Below are 18,597 nucleotides of genomic sequence, written 5' to 3'. Positions count from 1 at the left end.
TGGATCGAGGGCTCGGCGCCGGTCATGTCCCCAGGGGCGGAGGACCGAAACCTGGCTATAGTTCCCCCCCGGGCGGCCGGGGGAAGCCGAGGACGACGGATATGGGGTGCAACGGTGGGCGACCTGGACGGCCGTGAGAAGGAGAACGCGGCGGGCCGGGACACCGGTCGCATGGTGGGCGGCTACCGGTTGGTGCGGTCGTTGGGGCGCGGTGGTTTCGGTGAGGTGTTCCTCGGTGAGGCGCCCGACGGTGGCCGTGCGGCGGTCAAGGTACTGCACGCCGGTTGGGCGGGGGACCCGGAGATGCGGCGCAGGTTCGCGGCGGAGGTGGAGCAGGCCCGGAGGGTGAGTGGTTTCTGCGTCGCGGCGATCGTGGACGCCGACACGCAAGGGTCGGAGCCGTGGATCGCTACGGAGTTCATCGACGGGCCGACGTTGCAGGCCGCGGTGGCCGAGGAGGGACCCAGGAGCGGGGTCGAACTGCACCGGTTGGCGGTGAGCACGGCCACGGCTCTGGCCGCGATCCACGCGGCCGGTGTGGTGCATCGGGACCTCAAGCCCGACAACATCATGCTGGCTCCCGACGGTCCGCGGGTGATCGATTTCGGGATCGCTCGCGCGGTTGAGGCCACTTCCGTCACCGCCAGTGGGATCGTGGGAACCGTCGGGTACATGGCCCCTGAGCAGTTGGAGGGCCTGCGACTGACCTCGGCGGTGGACATCTTCTCGTGGGGTTCGGTGATGGTCTACGCGGCCACCGGCCGGGAGGCCTTCCCGGGGCCGACCCAGGCCTCCCGCATCGCGCGGGTGCTGTCCGGAGAACCCGATCTCGACGGCGTGCCCCACCCCCTCGCCGCGACCCTTCGCGTCTGTCTGGACAAAAGGCCCGGTCACCGACCCGACGCCAGGACCCTGCTCGACCACCTGGTCACGGGCACCCCCATGACCTCCACGTGCCCCGCAGGGATCGAGCCCGACGGTCCCGTCCGTCCGGTGCGGATCGGCGCGCTCCCCACCCCCGTCGAGCGACCGCTCCCCTCCCTTCCCCACGGGACACCTCCTTCTCCGCCCGCTCACGTCGTGCCCGCCTCCTCTGCCTCCGGCGCTGCTGGAGCGCCCGACGCACACCCGGTGGACGCTCCACCCCACCACTTCGCGGGACTTCGGTTCACCCGGGTCGGCGACCTGGCCGCGGCCATGCAGGAACATTGGCGAGAGGCGGTCCAGGTCTTCAGCGACCCGATCGAACTGGGGGCCCTCGGCTCGTGGGTCGTGAACGACCTCAACGACACGCTCGTGGACCGGTCGTTGTTCCGACGTCGGGTCACGGACGCGAACATGGCCGTCGCCTCCTTCGTCGCCCAGGCCCGCCCGGACCTGCCGCCCAGATTCCGAGGGCATGAGGTCACGCTCACGGGGCTGCGGCGACTCCTCCGGGACCCCCGCCCCTTGGTCAGCGGCGACCGTCAGGCCAACGAGTTGATGATGGTCTCGCGCCCCGAGGTCCTGCGGCAGATGGCGGCGCACCGTGGCGGCGACGGACTCCGTGAACTCGCCGACCAGGTGGAGGAGGCCGAACGCGTGGGCCTGTCCTTCCACCGCGAACTCACCGGGGCCCTCGTCGGATGGCGGGGCACGCGCGTGCGTGTCGATTCCGCGGTGGCACTGGCCTTCCTGCTCGATCCCGATCTCGTCGTACCCCCCGAACCGGGCGACCTGCCCGGTGTCGGAATCTGGCTGGGCATCCTGTGGAAGCGCGTGGAGAAGGCCCCGACCGACACCGCCCGGGCCGGATACGCGGCCGCGGTCTACGGCTTCCTGCCCACGATCACGGAACTGGCGCGTCAGCGGCTGGAGTGCGAACACCGACAGGAGCGGCACCGGAGGGAGGAGGCGGAGTTGCGGTCCTCGGGGAAGAACCGTGGCCGGTTGCGAAACTGGGCCGTCGTCACGGGCGTGTCCTTCCTTCCGCTGATGCTCCTGGGCGGGGCGTTCAACGTCTCGGGGGTGTCGGGTGTGGGCGGTCTGCTGCTCTCCCTCGGTCTGCTCTGCCTCCTGGTCTTTCCGGTGCTTCTGCTCGCCATCGTGGTCTTTCACGGGGACAGGGCTCGACGCGCCGAGGAGACGGCGCGATCGAGTGCCCTGTCGATGACCACGCAGGCGTTGGGGGCCACGCTGCGGACCATGGACGCCGACCTGCACAGGGCCCGAGAGATCTGCGGGGCCTGAGGGCGCCGGTGTCCGGCTGGTGGTTCAGGGCGCGGAGTTGTCGACGACCACGTCGGCGTGCTCACGGGGACGGTCCCTTTGGTGGAAGGACTCCTCCTGCTCCGCCCACACGCGTCGGTAGGGCGCGTAGGCGACCGCGTCCCACCGGCCGTCCAGCCGCCGTGACCGCTCGTCGTCGCCTGCGCGCACCCACACCAACAGATCCAGGAGGTCGCGTACGACGGCGGCCCCCGACCCGGTCCCCTCCACCAGGAGGACCCCGCCCGAGACCACGTCGTCGGGCAGGGTCGACCACTCTCGGGCGAACGCACCACGCTCCCAGTCGTACCGCCGCCACGTCGCCGGTTCCCCCCGCCGGAGCGGGGCCAGCACCCGGTCGCGCAACAGTCGTGGCGCCCTGGCCAGGCCCTCCCACCCGGGATAGAGATCCTCCATGGTCAGCACGGCGGCCGACTCGCCCCTGGCGATGAGGGCCTCGTACAGGTGCTCGGCCACCCAGCTCTTGCCCGCGCCGGAACGTCCCTCGATCGCCACCACGCGCGTGCCCGGTGCGGCGGGTACCGCTCGTGCCAACCGGTCCGACCATCCGCGCCGGGTCGTGCTGATGGGTGCTCTGCTCACGCTCGGACCCTAACCCGCCCAGGGTGGGATGGGGGCTTGTCTTCAACCCTTGTAACATTCCTGGCAGCAGCAGCGACGCGTAGACCATCGACACAAAGGGGCAGCCGGTGACCGAGACCACCGTCACACCGGGATCCCAGTCCGCCCTGCGCCGGGCGAACGAGCGGCGCATCGTCGAGGTGCTGCGTCGCGACGGAACGTGCACCCAGGCCGAACTGGCCAGGGCCACCGGGTTGTCCGCGGCCAGTGTCTCCAACATCGTGCGCGACCTGCGTGCCTCGGGGACCGTCGCGGTGCGCAACACCTCCTCCAACGGACGCCGGGCCAGGGCGGTGACCCTGCTGCGTCCCCCGGGCGCCGTCGTGGCCGTCGACTTCACCGCCGACCGCGTCGGTGTCGCGATCGGTGACGGCGACGGCAACATGTTGGCCAGTGAGAGGATCGACTACGACGTGGCGGCCGACGCCGAACGCGGGATACGCAGAGCGGCGTGGCTGATCGAGACCACGCTGATGCGGTTCCGGATCGACATGGGCACGGTCTCCCTGGTCGTGGTCTCCGTGCCCGGACCCGTCGATCCCGGTACGGGGGAGGTCGGCCACATCTCCTGTGTGCCCCGCTGGGCGGGTTTCCGGCCGGCGAAGGCGCTCACGGAACGACTGGGTCTGGAGGTCGTGGCCGAGAACGACGCCAACCTCGCCGTCCTCGCCGAACAGCACCGGGGCGCGGGCGTGGGCGCCGAACACGTGGTCCACCTGGCACTGAGCGAGGGGGTGGGCGCGGGCATCATGATGTCGGGCCGGCTCTTTCGAGGCGCGGGGGGCACCGCGGGGGAGATCGGGCACATCGCGTTGGACCCGCGCGGACAGGTGTGCCGGTGCGGCAACCGAGGCTGCCTGGAGACCTTCGTGGGGGCGAACTACCTGCTGGACATGCTGCCGCAGAACACCGGTGTGGCCGGCGGGTCGGGGCCCGTGCGCGTCTCGGACATGGTGGCGGCCGCGCTGGAGGGCGACCCCGGCAGTCGTCGCATCATCGCCGAGGCGGGGGCGGCCCTGGGGCAGGGGGCCGCGATCATGGCGAACCTGTTCAACCCGGACAGGGTGATCGTGGGCGGTGAGCTGGCCGAGGCCGGTGAGCTGTTGTTGGACCCGATGCTCAGGGCCATGGAACTGGGCTCCTTGGAAAGCGCCCTGGAACGGCTCGACGTGGTGCCGAGCGAGTTGGGTCGGGACGCGGCTCTGTACGGCGCGCTGCGTATGGCGGCCCAGCACGTGGGCTGAGACCTCAGCGGACACCGTGAACCGGAAAGACGGCGGGCGCGTCGGTGACCGACAGTGCCCTTGCCGTGTCCCTCCGTCCTCTATCGGGCCCCGTCGAGCCTCTCAGGCGGACGTGGGCCCGTTCGGTGTCTCCCCCGAAGTAGGTTGAAGGAACGACGAACACCGAGGTCAGCGCTGGCGCGACACCACGGTCGGGTAAAAATCGAGACGCCTTCACGAGAGCTCACGTCGCGTGAAGCCCGCTCTGGCCTGTGTTTTCGATGATTTCAAGCCTTGAATCCAAGACTCGTGATGTTTCAGTTATGCGTTCAGGAGTTGACGGCAAGATGACGACGGGTTTGACTTCACTCCACCACTCGCGAGTTCCATCGTCAGCATCCCCTGTCATGAGAGGCACCCGCGTTGAACACACGACGTTTCACATCGCGTCGCACGGCCGCAGGCGGTTTCGCCGCGGTCGGAGCCGCCCTGGCCCTGCTCGTCTCCGGCTGTGGTTCGCTCACCACCTCCGGTGAGGACGCCGAACGCGAGACGCACAGCGTCGAGGAGGGCTTCCACGTCGGGCTCCTCCTGCCCGACCTCCACACCGCGCGCTACGAGGCCTTCGACAGGCCCTTCTTCGAGGAGGAGCTCGCCGAGCTCTGCCCCGAGTGCGAACTGTCCTACGCCAACGCCGACGGAAGCGTGGACGAGCAGCAGACCCAGGCCCAGGCCATGTTGACCGACGGTGTGGACGTGCTCGTCCTGGACGCCGTCGACGCCTCGGCCTCCGCCGGAACGGTCAACGAGGCCCGATCCCAGGGTGTGCCGGTGCTCGCCTACGACCGTCTCGCCGAGGGCGGCGTGGACATGTACGTCTCCTTCGACAACCACCGTGTGGGCCAGGTCCAGGCAGAGTCCCTGATCGCGGCGATGGAGGAGGCGGGTACCGCGGGCGACGGCAAGATCGTCATGATGAACGGCTCGCCCACCGACCCCAACGCCGCCAGCTTCAAGGGCGGTGCCCACGAGATCTTCGAGGGCCAGGTCGACATCGGCCAGGAGTTCGACACCCCCGACTGGTCTCCCGAGGAGGCCAACGCCCAGATGGAGGGCGCCATCACCGCCCTCGGGGTGGACGAGATCGTCGGCGTCTACGCCGCCAACGACGGTGTGGCCTCCGGGGTCATCTCGGCCCTGCGCAGCGCGGGCGTGGCCGTCGACGAGCTGCCCCCGGTGACCGGGCAGGACGCCGAACTCGCCGGCATCCAGCGCATCATCGCCGGTGAGCAGTACATGACCGTCTACAAGGCCATCCGCCCCGAGGCCCAGGTCGCCGCGGCCATGGCCGTGGCCCTGGCCACCGGTCAGGAGCCCGAGCTGGGTGAGTACCAGCTCAGCGAGATCGAGGACGCCGCCGGCGAGACCGTGCAGGCGGTCCTGCTCGAGCCGATCGCGGTGACCGCGGAGAACGTCGGCGACACGGTGGTCTCGGACGGGATCTACAGCATCGAGGAGATCTGCACGGACGACTACGCCGACACCGAGTTCTGCCAGGAAGCCCTCTAGGAACCGGTGAGACGGACCCGCCCGGGGTGGCCATCCGCTGTCCGGCCGCCCCGGGCGGGTACGAGGAAAGAGAAGTCAAAGCATGAGCACACCAGTCCTGGAAATGTCCGGGATCTCCAAGACCTTCGGTGCCGTCCGCGCCCTGAGTGACGTCGACTTCCATGTGAACGAGGGTGAGGTCGTCGCCCTGCTCGGCGACAACGGCGCCGGCAAGTCCACCCTGGTCAAGGTCATCTCCGGAGCCCATCCCGCGGACAGCGGCGGAACCATCACCTGGGACGGCAAGCCGGTCAACATCTCGGCGCCCGCCGACGCCCAGCGTCTGGGGATCGCCACCATCTACCAGGATCTCGCCCTGTGCGACAACCTGGACATCGTCGGCAACCTCTTCCTGGGCAACGAGAAGCTGCACTTCCCCGGGACCCTCGACGAGGTCGAGATGGAGAGCCGGGCGATGGAACTGCTGGACTCCCTGTCCGTACGCATCCCCAGCCTTCGTGTGCCGGTCGCCTCCCTCTCCGGCGGCCAGCGCCAGATCATCGCCATCGCCCGCTCACTCCTGGGTCAGCCGCGCGTGGTGATGCTCGACGAGCCCACCGCGGCCCTGGGCGTGGCCCAGACCGCGCAGGTCCTCGACCTCATCGAACGCCTGCGCGACCAGGGGCTGGGTGTGCTGTTGATCAGCCACAACATGGCCGACGTGCGGGCCGTGGCCGATCGCGCCGTGGTGCTGCGGCTGGGCCGCAACGCCGGTAACTTCCCCATCGCGGATACCAGCTACGAGGAGATCGTGGCCGCCATCACCGGTGCCGCCGACAACCCGGTCAGTCGCCGATCCGAGCGCACCGGCACCTCGGCCCTGTCCACGGAGGACAAGTGATGACCCAGCAGACCCCCGTCTCCAAGCCGCCCGCCCAGGGCGGGGCCCATCCGGCCGGCCCCAGGCGCGACCCCCGGTTGCTGGCCACGGCCGCCTCCCCCAGAGGCTGGCTGGAGGCGCTCAAGCGCAACGTGCGCGGTGGTGAACTGGGGCCGCTCCCGGTGATCCTCGGCCTGGTCCTGATCGCCGTCGTCTTCCAGATCGCCAACGACCGTTTCCTGTCGCCGCAGAACCTGTCCAACCTGACGGTGCAGATCGCCGCCATCGGTCTGATGACCACCGGCGTGATCATGGTCCTGCTGCTGGGCGAGATCGACCTGTCCATCGGTTCGGTGGCCGGACTCTCCGCGGCGGTCCTGGCCGTCATGGCCGTCAAACAGGGGGTCTCCGAGTGGGCGGCCATCGGCGTGGCCCTGGGCATCGGTCTCCTCGTGGGCCTGCTCCACGGCTTCGTCTTCGCCAAACTCGGAGTCCCGGCGTTCGTGGTCACCCTGGCGGGCCTGCTGGGATGGCAGGGGCTGCACCTGTACCTGATGGGCGCCGACGGCACCATCAACACCAGCCCCAACGGGGCGATCGCGATGCTGACCCAGACCTTCTTCGTGCCGTTCATGGGTTGGACGATCGCGGGTCTGACACTGGGTCTGTACGTCCTGTCGGTGGCGTTGGTCGAACGGCGCCGTCGCCTGGCCGGCCTGCCCTACAAGCCCTCGGCCGAGATCGCGTTCCGCGCCGTCCTGCTCGCGGTGCCCGTCCTGGGCGGGGTGTGGGTGCTCAACCAGTACAAGGGCGTGTCCCTGGCGTTCCTCATCTTCGTGGGGTTCGTCGTCGTGCTCGACCTCGTCCTGCGCAAGACCCGCTACGGCCGCATGGTCTACGCCGTCGGAGGCAACTCCGAGGCCGCGCGCCGGGCCGGCATCAACGTGGACCTGATCCGTATCTCGGTGTTCGGCATCGCCTCCACCCTCGCCGCCCTGGGCGGGGTCCTGCTCACCTCGCGCAACTTCGCCGCGAGTGTGTCCACAGGTGGGGGCGAGGAGCTCATGATGGCCATCGCCGCCGCGGTCATCGGCGGCACCAGCCTCTTCGGCGGGCGTGGCAACGCCTACTCGGCTCTGCTGGGCGGCCTGGTCCTGGGCGCGATCGCCTCCGGCCTGCTGCTGTTGCAGATGTCCACCTCCGTCCGGTTCATGATCACCGCCGCCGTTCTGCTGATCGCGGTGATCCTGGACGCCGCCTCCCGCAGGGGCCGCAAGACCCACGCCAGGGGCGGCGCCTGACGTCGAGACCATCACGGGCGGTCCGACGGTGCCCCACTCCACCCGTCACCGCCCCTTCCCACCCGGCCCGGTGCCCCCGCGCACCGGGCCGGGCCCCTTTCGACGCCCCGACGCCCCGCGCGGCCCCGGAAGGGGGCGGCTTGCGACGGGGGCGGTGAGGCGCGCACGCGAGGCGCTGCTAGCTTCCCCAAGGGGACGGTCGGTCGATCGCGTGCCGCGGGGCCACTGTGCCCGGCGCTCCGTGGCCGTCGGACCGGCACGCGCCCGTGATCCCCGGAAAGGCGGCGGGCGGAGGTGAACGGAGAGACATGCGCAGGATTCTCGTGGTCGGGGCCGGGCAGTCGGGGCTGCAACTCGCCCTCGGTCTGCTCGCGGAGGACTATGAGGTGTCACTCGTCAGCGCCACCGGGCCGCAGGAGATACGCACGGGTCGGGTGATGTCCACCCAGTGCCTCTTCGGGCCGGCTCTGCGTCGCGAACGCCGCCACGGCCTCGCGTTGTGGGACGATCACGCTCCCGCGATCCAGGGTGTCAGCGTCCGTGTCGCCGACACGGGCGGAGCCCGAGCGCCGGGCCTGTCCTGGACCGGTTCCCTGGAGGAGCCGGCCCAGTCGGTCGACCAGCGGATCAAGATGTCGGCATGGCTCGAACTGTTCGACCGCTCCGGTGGTGTCCTCGTCCGCCATCGTGTCCGCCCGCGGGACCTGCCCCGCTTCGCCGCCGACCACGACCTCGTCGTCATCGCCGCCGGGCGCGGAGAGCTCGCCGAACTCTTCCCCCGTGACACACGGCGCTCGCACTTTCGGTCCCCGCAGCGCCGTCTGGCCCTGGTCTACGTCACGGGCGCGGCGCCCCACCCCGACGGATCCGTCCTCAGCCGCACCGTGCTCCCCGGAACGGGGGAGGTGATGACCCTTCCCACCTACTCCCTCGCGGGGGTCTGCGAGGCCGTCCTGGTCGAGGCCGTGCCCGGAGGCCCCCTGGACCGCCCCCTGCCGGCCGACGCCTCGGGGGAGGAGGTCCTGGCCGGTGTGCTGGACGTACTGCGCGGCGAGGTCCCCTGGGAGTACGAGCGCCTGGCGCACGCACGTCTGGCGGACCCGGGAGCGACCCTGCACGGCGGCTACACGCCGGTGGTGCGCGAACCCGTGGCCCGCCTGACCGACGGGACCCCCGTCCTGGGCATGGCCGACTCCGTGGTCGCCAACGATCCCATCGTCGCGCAGGGGGCCAACATGGCCTCGTTCTGCGCCGAGGTGTACCGCCGCGCCATCGTCGACCACGGCAGACGGCCCTTCGACGAGTCCTTCATGCGTACGGCGTTCGCCGACTACTGGCGGCAGGCGAGCCAGGTGACGGCTTGGGGCAGGGTCCTGCTGGACAACCCGCCGTACGTGCAGGAGCTGTACCGTCTGGCCTCCCGGCACAAGGAGACGGCCGACCGCTTCGCCAACTCCTTCGGAGACCCCTCCGACCTCATCGACTGGTTCCTGCACCCTGAACGCGCACTGGCCTACGTGGACGACGTTCTGCGCTCCGAACCCCTCCACCCCAGGACCTCCTGACCTCGACGGGAGAGCGGGGAGATAACGTCGCGGGCTGTGTCTGTAGAACTCACCTCTCTCCCATCGCCCGCTTCCTGGGGCTTCGTGGAGTACTTCTCTCCCACCGGCCACGGGGTGCTCGGCGAGGGCGACCTGTGGACCTTCGTCCTGGTGACCATGACCGCGGTCGCCGTCGGGGCGGTCGTCCAGAGCACCGTCGGGCTCGGCCTGGGACTGGTCTCCGCTCCCGTCATCTCACTCCTGGACCCCACCCTCATGCCGGGGGCCCTGCTGGTGACCGTGGTCGTCCTGCCGTTGCTCACCCTGCTCCAGGAGTGGCGTCACGTGGACTGGCGTGGGATCGCCTGGGGGCTGCCCGCACGCCTGCCGGGAACGGCCCTGGGCGTGTGGGTGGTCGCGGTGCTGGAGCCCCGCGCCCTGGCCGGGGCGGTCGCGATCATGGTGCTCGTGGCGGTGGCCCTGTCGGTCTGGTCCCTGAGGGTGCCCCTCACCCCCGTCTCGCTCGTGGTGGCGGGGAGTCTCTCGGGGTTCGCGGGAACGGCCACCTCCGTGGGCGGTCCGCCGATGGCCCTGCTCTACCAGTACGAGGAGCCTGCCAGGGTCCGCGCCACCCTGGCCATGTTCTTCCTCGTCGGGGGCGCGGTGTCCCTGGCGGCCCTGGCCCTGGGCGGTCAGATGGACGTACGGACCGCCGTGGTCGGGGTCTCGGCCATACCCTTCATCGTGCTGGGTTTCCTCCTCGGGCAGGTGCTGCGCCGTCGGGTCAACGCCGCGCGGCTGCGCGTCGCCATGCTGTGCGTGGTCTCCGCCTCGGCCCTCGGGCTGCTCGGGCAGGCGGTGCTCGGCTGACCGATCTTCTCCCGGGGCGGGGAATCACTCGAAAGACCAGGTCACCGTGCCGCCGTTCTCCGCGGGTCCGGTCGGGAAGGAGGCCGGACGGCGGGACGAGGGGTTCTCTCCCGCGCCAGGACGGGGATCTTCTCGCCCGACCACAGGATGATTCGCCTCCCGAGCCGGGTAATGTACGCGAAAACACGGGTGAACCCGATAGGGCGATGGTCGCCTGCCGGGAGCGCCGTCCACGGTGGTCCCGCCAGGGCCGCGGCCTTGCCGGGGTTGGGCGGAAGCCATGGACGTAGGCCCATAAACTCGGGTATGTATACCTGCCGGTAGCCAAGTCCGTCCCACGTCGGGGATCGGGTAGGGCGAACTCAACGGATCACGCTGGACGAGGGGACTGACGAGACAGTGACACTGTTCGAGTCGATACACAATCCGGAAGCACTCAAGAAGCTCCCGGCAGACCGGCTCCCTGCTCTGGCACAGGAGATCCGGGAGTTCCTGGTCGAATCCTGCTCCCAGACCGGTGGGCACCTCGGCCCCAGCCTCGGTGTCGTCGAACTGACCATCGCGCTGCACAGGGTCTTCGACTCGCCCAAGGACCCCATCCTCTTCGACACCGGCCACCAGGCCTACGCGCACAAGATCCTCACCGGTAGGCACGACTTCACCGACCTCAAGTCCGAGGGAGGCCTGTCGGGCTATCCCTCGCGAGCCGAGTCCGAGCACGACTTCATCGAGAACTCCCACGCCTCGACCGCGCTGTCCTACGCCGACGGCATGGCCAAGGCCAACGAGGTCCAGGGACGTACCGACCGCACCGTGGTCGCGGTCATCGGCGACGGGGCCCTCACCGGCGGCATGGCCTGGGAGGCGCTCAACAACATCGCCGAGCGCAAGGACCGACGCCTGGTCATCGTCGTCAACGACAACGGCCGCTCCTACTCGCCCACCATGGGCGGGCTCGCCGACCATCTGGCCTCGCTGCGCATGACCCCCGGCTACGAGCAGGCCCTGGACCTGGCCAAGACCACCCTCAACCGCACCCCCGTGGTGGGCCAGCCCCTCTACGAGGCACTGCACGGCATCAAGAAGGGTCTCAAGGACGCCATCCAGCCCCAGATGATGTTCGAGGACCTGGGACTGAAGTACCTGGGCCCCATCGACGGCCACGACGAGCAGGTCCTGGAGAAGGCGTTGCGTCGCGCCCGCGACTTCGGCGGCCCGGTGATCGTGCACTGCATCACCCAGAAGGGCAAGGGCTACGCTCCGGCCGAGAACCACGACGAGGACCAGTTCCACGCGCCGGGCCCCTTCGACGTGGCCACCGGACAGGCCAAACCCGGGCCCAAGGTCGTCAAGTGGACCTCGGTCTTCGCCGACACCATGGTGGAGATCGGCGCCGAGCGCCCCGACGTCGTGGCCATCACCGCCGCCATGCTCCACCCCACCGGCCTGCACAAGTTCGCCGAGGCCTACCCCGACCGCATCTTCGACGTGGGCATCGCCGAGCAGCACGCCGCCACGGCGGCCACCGGTATGGCCATGAACGGCCTGCACCCGGTCGTGGGGGTCTACGCCACCTTCCTCAACCGCTGTTTCGACCAGGTGCTCATGGACGCGGCCCTGCACCGCCAGGGCGTCACCTTCTGTCTGGACCGCGCCGGCGTCACCGGCAACGACGGCGCCAGCCACAACGGCATGTGGGACATGTCGATCCTCCAGGTGGTCCCGGGGCTGCGTCTGGCCGCGCCCCGTGACGCCGAACGCCTGCGCACCCTGTTGCGCGAGGCCGTGACGGTCGAGGACGCCCCCACCGTCGTGCGCTACCCCAAGGGCGCGGTCGCCGAGCGGTTGGACGCCGTGGGAAGCCTCGGTTCCATGGACCTTCTGCGCCGGGCCGAGGACGACGGACATTCCAAGGACCTGCTCATCGTGGGCGTGGGCACCATGGCCCAGGTCGCCTGTGACGTCGCCGACCGCATGGCGGCCCAGGGGCTGGGTGTCACCGTCGTCGACCCCCTGTGGGTCAAGCCGCTGGACGAGGCCCTGGTCGCGGAGGCCGCCGAACACAGGGTCGTCGCCGTCATCGAGGACAACGGTCGTACCGGCGGCGTCGGTGACGCGGTGGCCCGCCTGCTGCGCGACCACGACGTCGACATGCCGGTACGCACCTTCGGTATCGAGCAGGAGTTCCTGGACCACGCCAAGCGCGACACCATCCTGCGGGAACAGGGCCTGACCCCGCAGGATCTGTCGCGCAAGCTGACCGAGACGGTCTCGCGGCACACCGACGCCTCCGCCGGCGAGTTGGCCGACGAGAACGCCTGAGCGCACGGGGGTCCTCCGACGCGCTATCGAGGTCGTCGAGCAGCCCGGGGGCGTCCCCGGGCTGCCAGAATGGGCCCATGACCTCTCCCGAACCTGAGCAGCCCACCGGCGGTCCCCTCCGGGTGGCCGTGATCGGCTCCGGACCGGCGGGCGTCTACGCCGCCGACGCGCTCACCCGTCAACGGCGCGTGCCCGTACGGGTCGACGTCATCGACCGTCTGCCCACGCCCTATGGGCTGGTGCGTTACGGCGTGGCCCCCGACCACATCAAGATCAAGGGTGTGGCCAGGGCGCTGCGCAGGGTCCTGGAACACCCCGACGTGCGCTTCGTCGGCGGGGTGGAGTTCGGCACCGACCTGACCCGCGCCGACCTGGCCCGCACCCACCACGCCGTCGTCTACGCCACCGGCGCCAGCGTGGACCGACGCATGGACGTGCCGGGCGAGGACCTTCCGGGCAGCGTCGCCGCCACCGACTTCGTCAACTGGTACTGCGGCCACCCCGACACCGAACTGGAACGCTTCGTCCTCGACACCGAGGACGTCGTCGTGGTCGGGGCGGGCAACGTCGCCCTGGACGTGGCCCGCATCCTGGCCAAGACCGCCGATGAGCTGCGCCACACCGACATCCCGCAGCCGGTCCTGGAGACGCTCGCCGCCAGTCGGGTACGCACCGTGCATCTGCTGGCCCGCCGGGGCCCTCTCCAGGCCAAGTTCACCGCACCGGAGCTGCGCGACCTGCTGGCGCTGCCGGGGGCGGACGTGGTCGTCGACCCCCGCCAGGTCGACATCGACCCCACCGCCGTGGGCGGCGGCGCGACCCCGGAACTGGGCGAGGTGGCCCGCGCCGCCCGCACCAACCTCAAGCTCCTGCGGGAACACGCCTCCCGGGAACGGAGAGGGCTTCCCCGCACCGTCCGCATGCATTTCTGGGCACGCCCCAAGGAGGTCCTCGGACAGGACCGCGTGAACGGCGTGCGCGTGGAGTCCACCCGCCTGGACGCCGACGGGCGTCTGACCGGCACCGGCGAGACGACCGATATCCCCGCCGGAATGGTGCTGCGCTCCGTCGGCTACGCGGGCGTCCCCCTGCCGGGCGTGCCCTTCGATCCGCGGGGGCGCACCGTGCCCCAGGAGGGAGGTCGGGTCATGGACGCCGACGGCGAGGTGGTCCGGGGCGACTACGTGGCCGGATGGATCAAACGAGGCGCCACCGGGGTGATCGGCACCAACAAGTCCGACGCCGCCGCGACGGTCCGCTCCCTGCTGGAGGACGCCGAGGAGCTGTGCTCGACGGCCCCGGCACCGGTGTCGTTGGAGGAGGTCCTGGACGAGCGCGGGATCGCGCACAGCGACTACGAGGACTGGTTGCGCATCGACACCGCCGAGGCGGACCAGGCCATGGAGCTGGATCGCGGCGAACGCGTCAAGCTCCATGGCTGGGAGGCCTACCGCAGAGTCATCGGTGAATGATCAGGCGACCTGGTCGGGTTCGGCGTCGTAGGTGTTGCAGGCGCCCAGGGTCGGTCCCGACCATCCCCGCTCCAGCCACAGGGCCCGGTTCCTCGCGCTGCCGTGGGTCTCCAGGTCACCGCCGTCGTTGAAGTTGGCGTTGACCGCCTCCAACCTGTTCCGTTCCGCGTCGGTGATCCCCCGCAGGCCCACTCCGGCCAGGCACTCGGCCTGGAGTTCGGTACGCCGCAGGGTGTCCAGTTCCTCATCGGCGTTCCCGGCGTTCCAGCGCAGGTCGTAGGAGACGTCGAGGATACCGGTGAGGTGTTGCACGTGGTGGCCGTACTCGTGGCCCATCAGGGCGAGCCAGACGTCCTCCCGGTGGTCTGCGGGGACCAGGGCGCCCACGTAGCGGACATTGGGCAGGACGACGGTGATACGGGCGAAATCGCTCTCGTAGTAGGCGAGGGTGTAGCTCTCCTCGTCGTCTTCGTCGGGGGAGGTCCGGGTCACCGCGAACTCGGGGGTCCGGCCGGTCAGGCCCAGTTCCTCCAACACCGGTGCCCACAGTCGGTCCAGGCAGGTTCCGGCGGCGGTCGCGAACTCCTCCCACGACTCGTCCGAGCCCATGTCCAACTCGGGGGGACGACACGAGGTCGGCTCGGGCATGGGCACCTCGTAGAAGGGGTGTCCGACCAGATCGATCTCCACCCCGTTCGGTCTGGAGGCCAGACGATGGTCGTAGAGGGAGGACAGGTCGATGCCGTTCGGGCGGGGCTCCTCCCGAGGGGTGGTGAGGACCATCAGGATGCTCGCCGCCAGGGCGACGAGGGCGATCAGGGCCGCCAAGGACGACCCCACGAGCACCCCCAGGCCGCGGCGGCGCGCACGGGACGCCGGATGCTCCCACGGGGCCGGAGGAGCCCACTGCGGAGCCTGCGGCCAAGGAGGAGGCACTCCGTGGGGACCGGGTGCGGTGTGGGGTGACGGGGGCGCGTGTGCTCCTGTCGGCCACGCGCCGTGGGGAGGCGGCGGGGTGGCGGCCGGGATCGGAGACGGGGGGCGATCGGGTGGTCGGTGACCGACCGGGCCGTGGGGGGCGGGTCGGCCGGCCCCGGACCGGAAGGGGGCCTGCGGCGGTCGCGGGCCGTGGGGACCGCGCGCGGCCCACGGGGCCTCCACCGGGCCGGTGACGTCCTCGGCACCGAAGGGGTAGGCGGGTGCCTCCGGGGGGCGGGGGTCTGTAGAACCTGGCCGTTCGGATCCGAGGACGGGGTCCTCTGATCGCTCACCGCCGGGTCGCTTCTCCACTGGGTCCGTCCTCGCTGGCGCGATGCGGCGCGCCGGGCCAGGCCGGTTCACTTTTCAGGTGAATCCGGCAAGAGTCACAGACATCCAGTATGGGGCTTAATCGGGCATGCCCATGGCGGTCGAACCCTCGGCTCCGGGGGGCCGGTAACGCACGCCGAGGCCCGCCAGCATGCTCTGCAACTCGGACTCGAAGAGCGGCTCCATGTCACGCATCACGAAGTCCAGATGCTCGAACACCTCCATGCACACGACGCCGTACAGGCGTACCCAGCACGAGCTGAGCACCATGATCGCCTCCACCGGAATGTGCGGAGCGGAGAAGCCGCAGGTGTCGGCGAAGGCGCGCAGTTCACGCTCCAGTTCGGGGGTGATGCGGCTCCCGTCGGGCAGGGGGAAGCGCTCCTCGGACAACAGACGGTCGAAGAGCGTGTAGAAGGTGGCGCCGAAACGCCGACCGGCCTCCACCACCGGTGTGACGTCGGTCTCGGAGGACAGGCGCGCGCGGGGGCCGAACATCGTGGCGAACTCGGCCCGGTGCGAGACGGCCCAGGAACGAAAGGCCCGCAGGGAGGTGAGGATCCGCAGGTCGGTGTCCTCGGCGGGCACACTGGCGTCGGCCGCGGACACCGCGTCGGCGACCTCTTGGAACATGTCCGCGGTGATCAACACCAACAAGGCGTCGATGCCCGGGACGTAGCGGTACAGGCCGGGTGCGGTCATGCCCATCTCCCTGGCGATGGCACGCAGGGACACCCCCGAGGTCCCGTGCTCGACCAGGTGTCGACGGGCGATCTGCTTGATCTCCGCGAGTGTGGCCTCGCGCACACGCTCGCGTCGACTCGGGCCGGTGGCACCCCGGCCCGACTGCGGTTTCGTCATATGTCGCGGTACACCCCGTCTCATGGCGCTGCGCCCTCAGGTAACCGTATTGGTATCGTAACGCCCGCATGCTTTGGTGAACACCGTTAGCAAATGCGATGGCTGACACGGGGACCATTCCGCGGAGGGGCGCCTTATGCCGATGCCGACACACACGGGGCTTTTCGGGCGGCTCGGGATGGAGGTCCACCGCCTCCGATGGACGGTGCTCATCGCCACGGGCGTCTTCGCCGTCTTCTCCGCGGTCTGGGGCGCGGGGGTCTTCGCCGACGTCAGCGACAGCGGGTTCGAGGACCCCGAGTCCGAGTCCGCCCGGGCCACGCGTGTCCTGGAAAAGGAACTGGGCCACGACGACGTCGACGTCGTGGCCGTCTACCGCAGCGACGAACTACGGGTGGACAACCCCACCTTCGCCGCGGCGGTACAACGCGTCGCCGACGGCATGCCGGAGGACGTCGTCGCCGACTTCGACACCTACCTGGACGAGGAACTCGGCGAGGTCGAGCGGGGCATGCTCGTGTCCGAGGACATGCGGGCCACCTACATCCCCCTCACCCTGAGCGGAGAGTCCCACGCCGACCGTCTCCACCAGTACCAGGAGGTCGCCGAGCACCTGTCCTCCAGCAACCTGGACGTGCACCTGGGCGGTCCGATCGCCATCGAGAACGAACTGGCCCAGAGCGCGGAGAGCGATGTGGTCCGCGCCGAGCTCGTCACCCTGCCGGTCCTGCTGGTCCTGCTGGTCGTGATCTTCGGCGGGCTCGTCGCGGGCCTGGTCCCGCTCGCGGTCGGGGGCCTGGCCATCCTCGGCTCGCTGACCCTCCTGCGCGCTCTGACGTACGTCACCGAGGTGTCGGTGTTCGCGGTCAACGTCGCCACGATCCTGGGTCTGGGGCTGGCGATCGACTACGGACTGTTCATGGTCAGCCGCTTCCGCGAGGAACTCGGACGCGGCCGCGCCGTCGGTGACGCGGTGCGCCGTACCGTCGACACCGCCGGGCGGACCGTCGCCTTCTCCGGGGTCACCGTCGGCATCGCCTTCGCCGGCCTGCTGTTCTTCCCCCAGCCCATCCTCAAGTCGATCGGTTGGGGCGGTATCGCGGTCGTGGTGTTCGACCTGCTCGCCGCGCTGATCTTCCTGCCCGCGCTCATGTCCGTGGTGGGACACCGGATCGACCTGCTGCGACTGCCGCTGCCCCGCCGCACCCTCGGCGCGGACGCGCACGGGGAGGCCGGGGCCTGGGCACGCCTGGCGCGCGCGGTCATGCGCGGTCCCGCGGTGTCCCTGGTGGCCGTGGGAGGCGTCCTGCTCGTCCTCGGCTCGGGGCTGACCTCCCTCGACCTGGGCTCCACCGACCAGCGCTACCTGCCCGAGGAGGTGGAGAGCCGGATCGCCACCGAGTCGGTGTCGGAGGACTTCCCCGCGGGAGGGCTGGGGCGGCTCCACGTGGCCGTGATCGGTGACAGCGACGACGAGGCCCTGGAGGAGTACGCCGAACGCCTGGAGGACCTGCCCGAGGCCTCCCTGGTGAGCATCGAGCGCACCGGGGAGGGCATCGCCCACGTCATGGTCGCCTACCAGGGGGACTCCGACTCACCGGAGATCGCCGGGCTGGTGGAGGACCTGCGTGAGGAACCGCTGCCGGAGGGGGCACGGGAGGCCCTGGTGGGCGGTGTGGCCGCCATGCAGCAGGACAACGTGGAGGCGATCGTGGACGCGGCCCCGGTGACCATCGCCTTCATCATCGTGGCGACCCTGTTCCTGCTCTTCCTGGCCTTCGGTTCCGTCGTGCTGCCGCTGAAGGCGGTCCTCATCGGCGCCCTCTCGTTGAGCGCCTCCTTGGGGGCGGTCGTGTGGGGTTTCCAGGAGGGCGGTTTCGCCGGGATCCTCGGCTTCGACCCCGTGGGCACGATCGACCCCACCTACCTGGTGTTGATCATGATCGTCGCCTTCGGACTGGCTATGGACTACGAGTTGTTCCTGCTCAGCCGGGTGCGCGAGGAGTACCTGCGCACCGGGGACAACACCCGTTCGGTGGCGGCGGGACTACAGCACACCGGCCAGATCATCACCAGCGCGGCGATCCTGCTGATGGTGGTGCTCCTGGCGATGGGCACCTCGGATCTGCTCTTCCTGAAGATCATCGGCATCGGCCTGGCCCTGGCGGTACTGGTCGACGCCACGTTGGTCCGCGCGATCATGGTGCCCGCCACCATGCGTCTGCTCGGCGGGGCGAACTGGTGGCTGCCCCCTCCCCTGCGATGGTTGCACGACCGGATCGGGATCTCCGAGGGCGGCGACGACGACGGGGAGCCGGGCGTCCGGGCGGGAGGGGGACGCGTGCGCGCGGACTCCTGAACGCGGGCCGGTCGGAGGGA

General features: G+C 70.2%; 13 protein-coding genes. 10 read left to right on the top strand and 3 right to left on the bottom strand.

Annotation, left to right across the window (positions count from 1 at the left end; translation table 11 throughout):
• Positions 1 to 114 precede the first annotated feature (114 nt).
• Complete coding sequence (locus PFX91_RS10425) at positions 115 to 2,229, top strand: serine/threonine protein kinase (protein WP_285731242.1); 2,115 nt, start codon at positions 115 to 117, stop codon at positions 2,227 to 2,229.
• 24 nt (positions 2,230 to 2,253) lie between these two features.
• Here PFX91_RS10425 and PFX91_RS10420 read toward each other — a convergent pair whose 3' ends face one another.
• Positions 2,254 to 2,850, bottom strand: a complete 597-nt coding sequence (locus PFX91_RS10420) for a uridine kinase family protein (protein ID WP_285731241.1) — start codon at positions 2,848 to 2,850, stop codon at positions 2,254 to 2,256.
• 107 nt (positions 2,851 to 2,957) lie between these two features.
• Here PFX91_RS10420 and PFX91_RS10415 point away from each other — a divergent pair, with 107 nt between their 5' ends.
• The 8 genes from PFX91_RS10415 (at position 2,958) to PFX91_RS10380 (ending at position 14,049) form a co-directional block, all read left to right on the top strand.
• A complete protein-coding gene (locus PFX91_RS10415; protein ID WP_285731240.1) occupies positions 2,958 to 4,133 on the top strand; it encodes an ROK family transcriptional regulator in 1,176 nt (391 codons plus the stop codon).
• A gap of 402 nt (positions 4,134 to 4,535) precedes the next feature.
• On the top strand, positions 4,536 to 5,681 hold the full coding sequence (locus PFX91_RS10410; protein WP_285731239.1) for a substrate-binding domain-containing protein: 1,146 nt from the start codon (positions 4,536 to 4,538) through the stop codon (positions 5,679 to 5,681).
• An 82-nt stretch (positions 5,682 to 5,763) separates the two neighbouring features.
• Positions 5,764 to 6,561, top strand: a complete 798-nt coding sequence (locus tag PFX91_RS10405) for an ATP-binding cassette domain-containing protein (protein ID WP_285731237.1) — start codon at positions 5,764 to 5,766, stop codon at positions 6,559 to 6,561.
• Positions 6,561 to 7,841, top strand: coding sequence for a sugar ABC transporter permease (locus PFX91_RS10400; RefSeq protein WP_285731236.1), 1,281 nt, complete (start codon positions 6,561 to 6,563; stop codon positions 7,839 to 7,841). The genes PFX91_RS10405 and PFX91_RS10400 overlap by 1 nt, the downstream gene beginning before the upstream one ends.
• 308 nt (positions 7,842 to 8,149) lie before the next feature.
• Positions 8,150 to 9,406, top strand: coding sequence for a styrene monooxygenase/indole monooxygenase family protein (locus PFX91_RS10395; RefSeq protein ID WP_285731235.1), 1,257 nt, complete (start codon positions 8,150 to 8,152; stop codon positions 9,404 to 9,406).
• Positions 9,407 to 9,520: 114 nt separating this feature from the next.
• On the top strand, positions 9,521 to 10,255 hold the full coding sequence (locus tag PFX91_RS10390; protein ID WP_502888302.1) for a sulfite exporter TauE/SafE family protein: 735 nt from the start codon (positions 9,521 to 9,523) through the stop codon (positions 10,253 to 10,255).
• 399 nt (positions 10,256 to 10,654) lie between these two features.
• The gene (dxs, locus tag PFX91_RS10385) at positions 10,655 to 12,577 is read left to right on the top strand and encodes a 1-deoxy-D-xylulose-5-phosphate synthase (protein ID WP_285731232.1); all 1,923 of its coding nucleotides are present in this window, start codon (positions 10,655 to 10,657) and stop codon (positions 12,575 to 12,577) included.
• Between the two features lie 77 nt (positions 12,578 to 12,654).
• Entirely contained in the window at positions 12,655 to 14,049 is a 1,395-nt protein-coding gene (locus tag PFX91_RS10380) for an FAD-dependent oxidoreductase (protein ID WP_285731230.1), read from the top strand.
• On the opposite strand, the gene PFX91_RS10375 is transcribed toward PFX91_RS10380, so the two are convergent.
• Positions 14,050 to 14,889, bottom strand: coding sequence for a neutral zinc metallopeptidase (locus PFX91_RS10375; RefSeq protein ID WP_352231650.1), 840 nt, complete (start codon positions 14,887 to 14,889; stop codon positions 14,050 to 14,052).
• Between the two features lie 546 nt (positions 14,890 to 15,435).
• Positions 15,436 to 16,218 carry a TetR/AcrR family transcriptional regulator gene (locus PFX91_RS10370; RefSeq protein ID WP_285731229.1) on the bottom strand — a complete coding sequence of 261 codons (783 nt, stop codon included), beginning with the start codon at positions 16,216 to 16,218 and terminating at the stop codon, positions 15,436 to 15,438.
• A 142-nt stretch (positions 16,219 to 16,360) separates the two neighbouring features.
• Here PFX91_RS10370 and PFX91_RS10365 point away from each other — a divergent pair, with 142 nt between their 5' ends.
• Positions 16,361 to 18,577 carry an MMPL family transporter gene (locus PFX91_RS10365; protein WP_285731228.1) on the top strand — a complete coding sequence of 739 codons (2,217 nt, stop codon included), beginning with the start codon at positions 16,361 to 16,363 and terminating at the stop codon, positions 18,575 to 18,577.
• The last annotated feature ends 20 nt before the right edge of the window (positions 18,578 to 18,597 follow it).

Source organism: Nocardiopsis sp. ATB16-24, from assembly GCF_030271535.1.
GTDB lineage: Bacteria > Actinomycetota > Actinomycetes > Streptosporangiales > Streptosporangiaceae > Nocardiopsis.
This window is presented reverse-complemented; position numbering and strand designations above follow the sequence as displayed.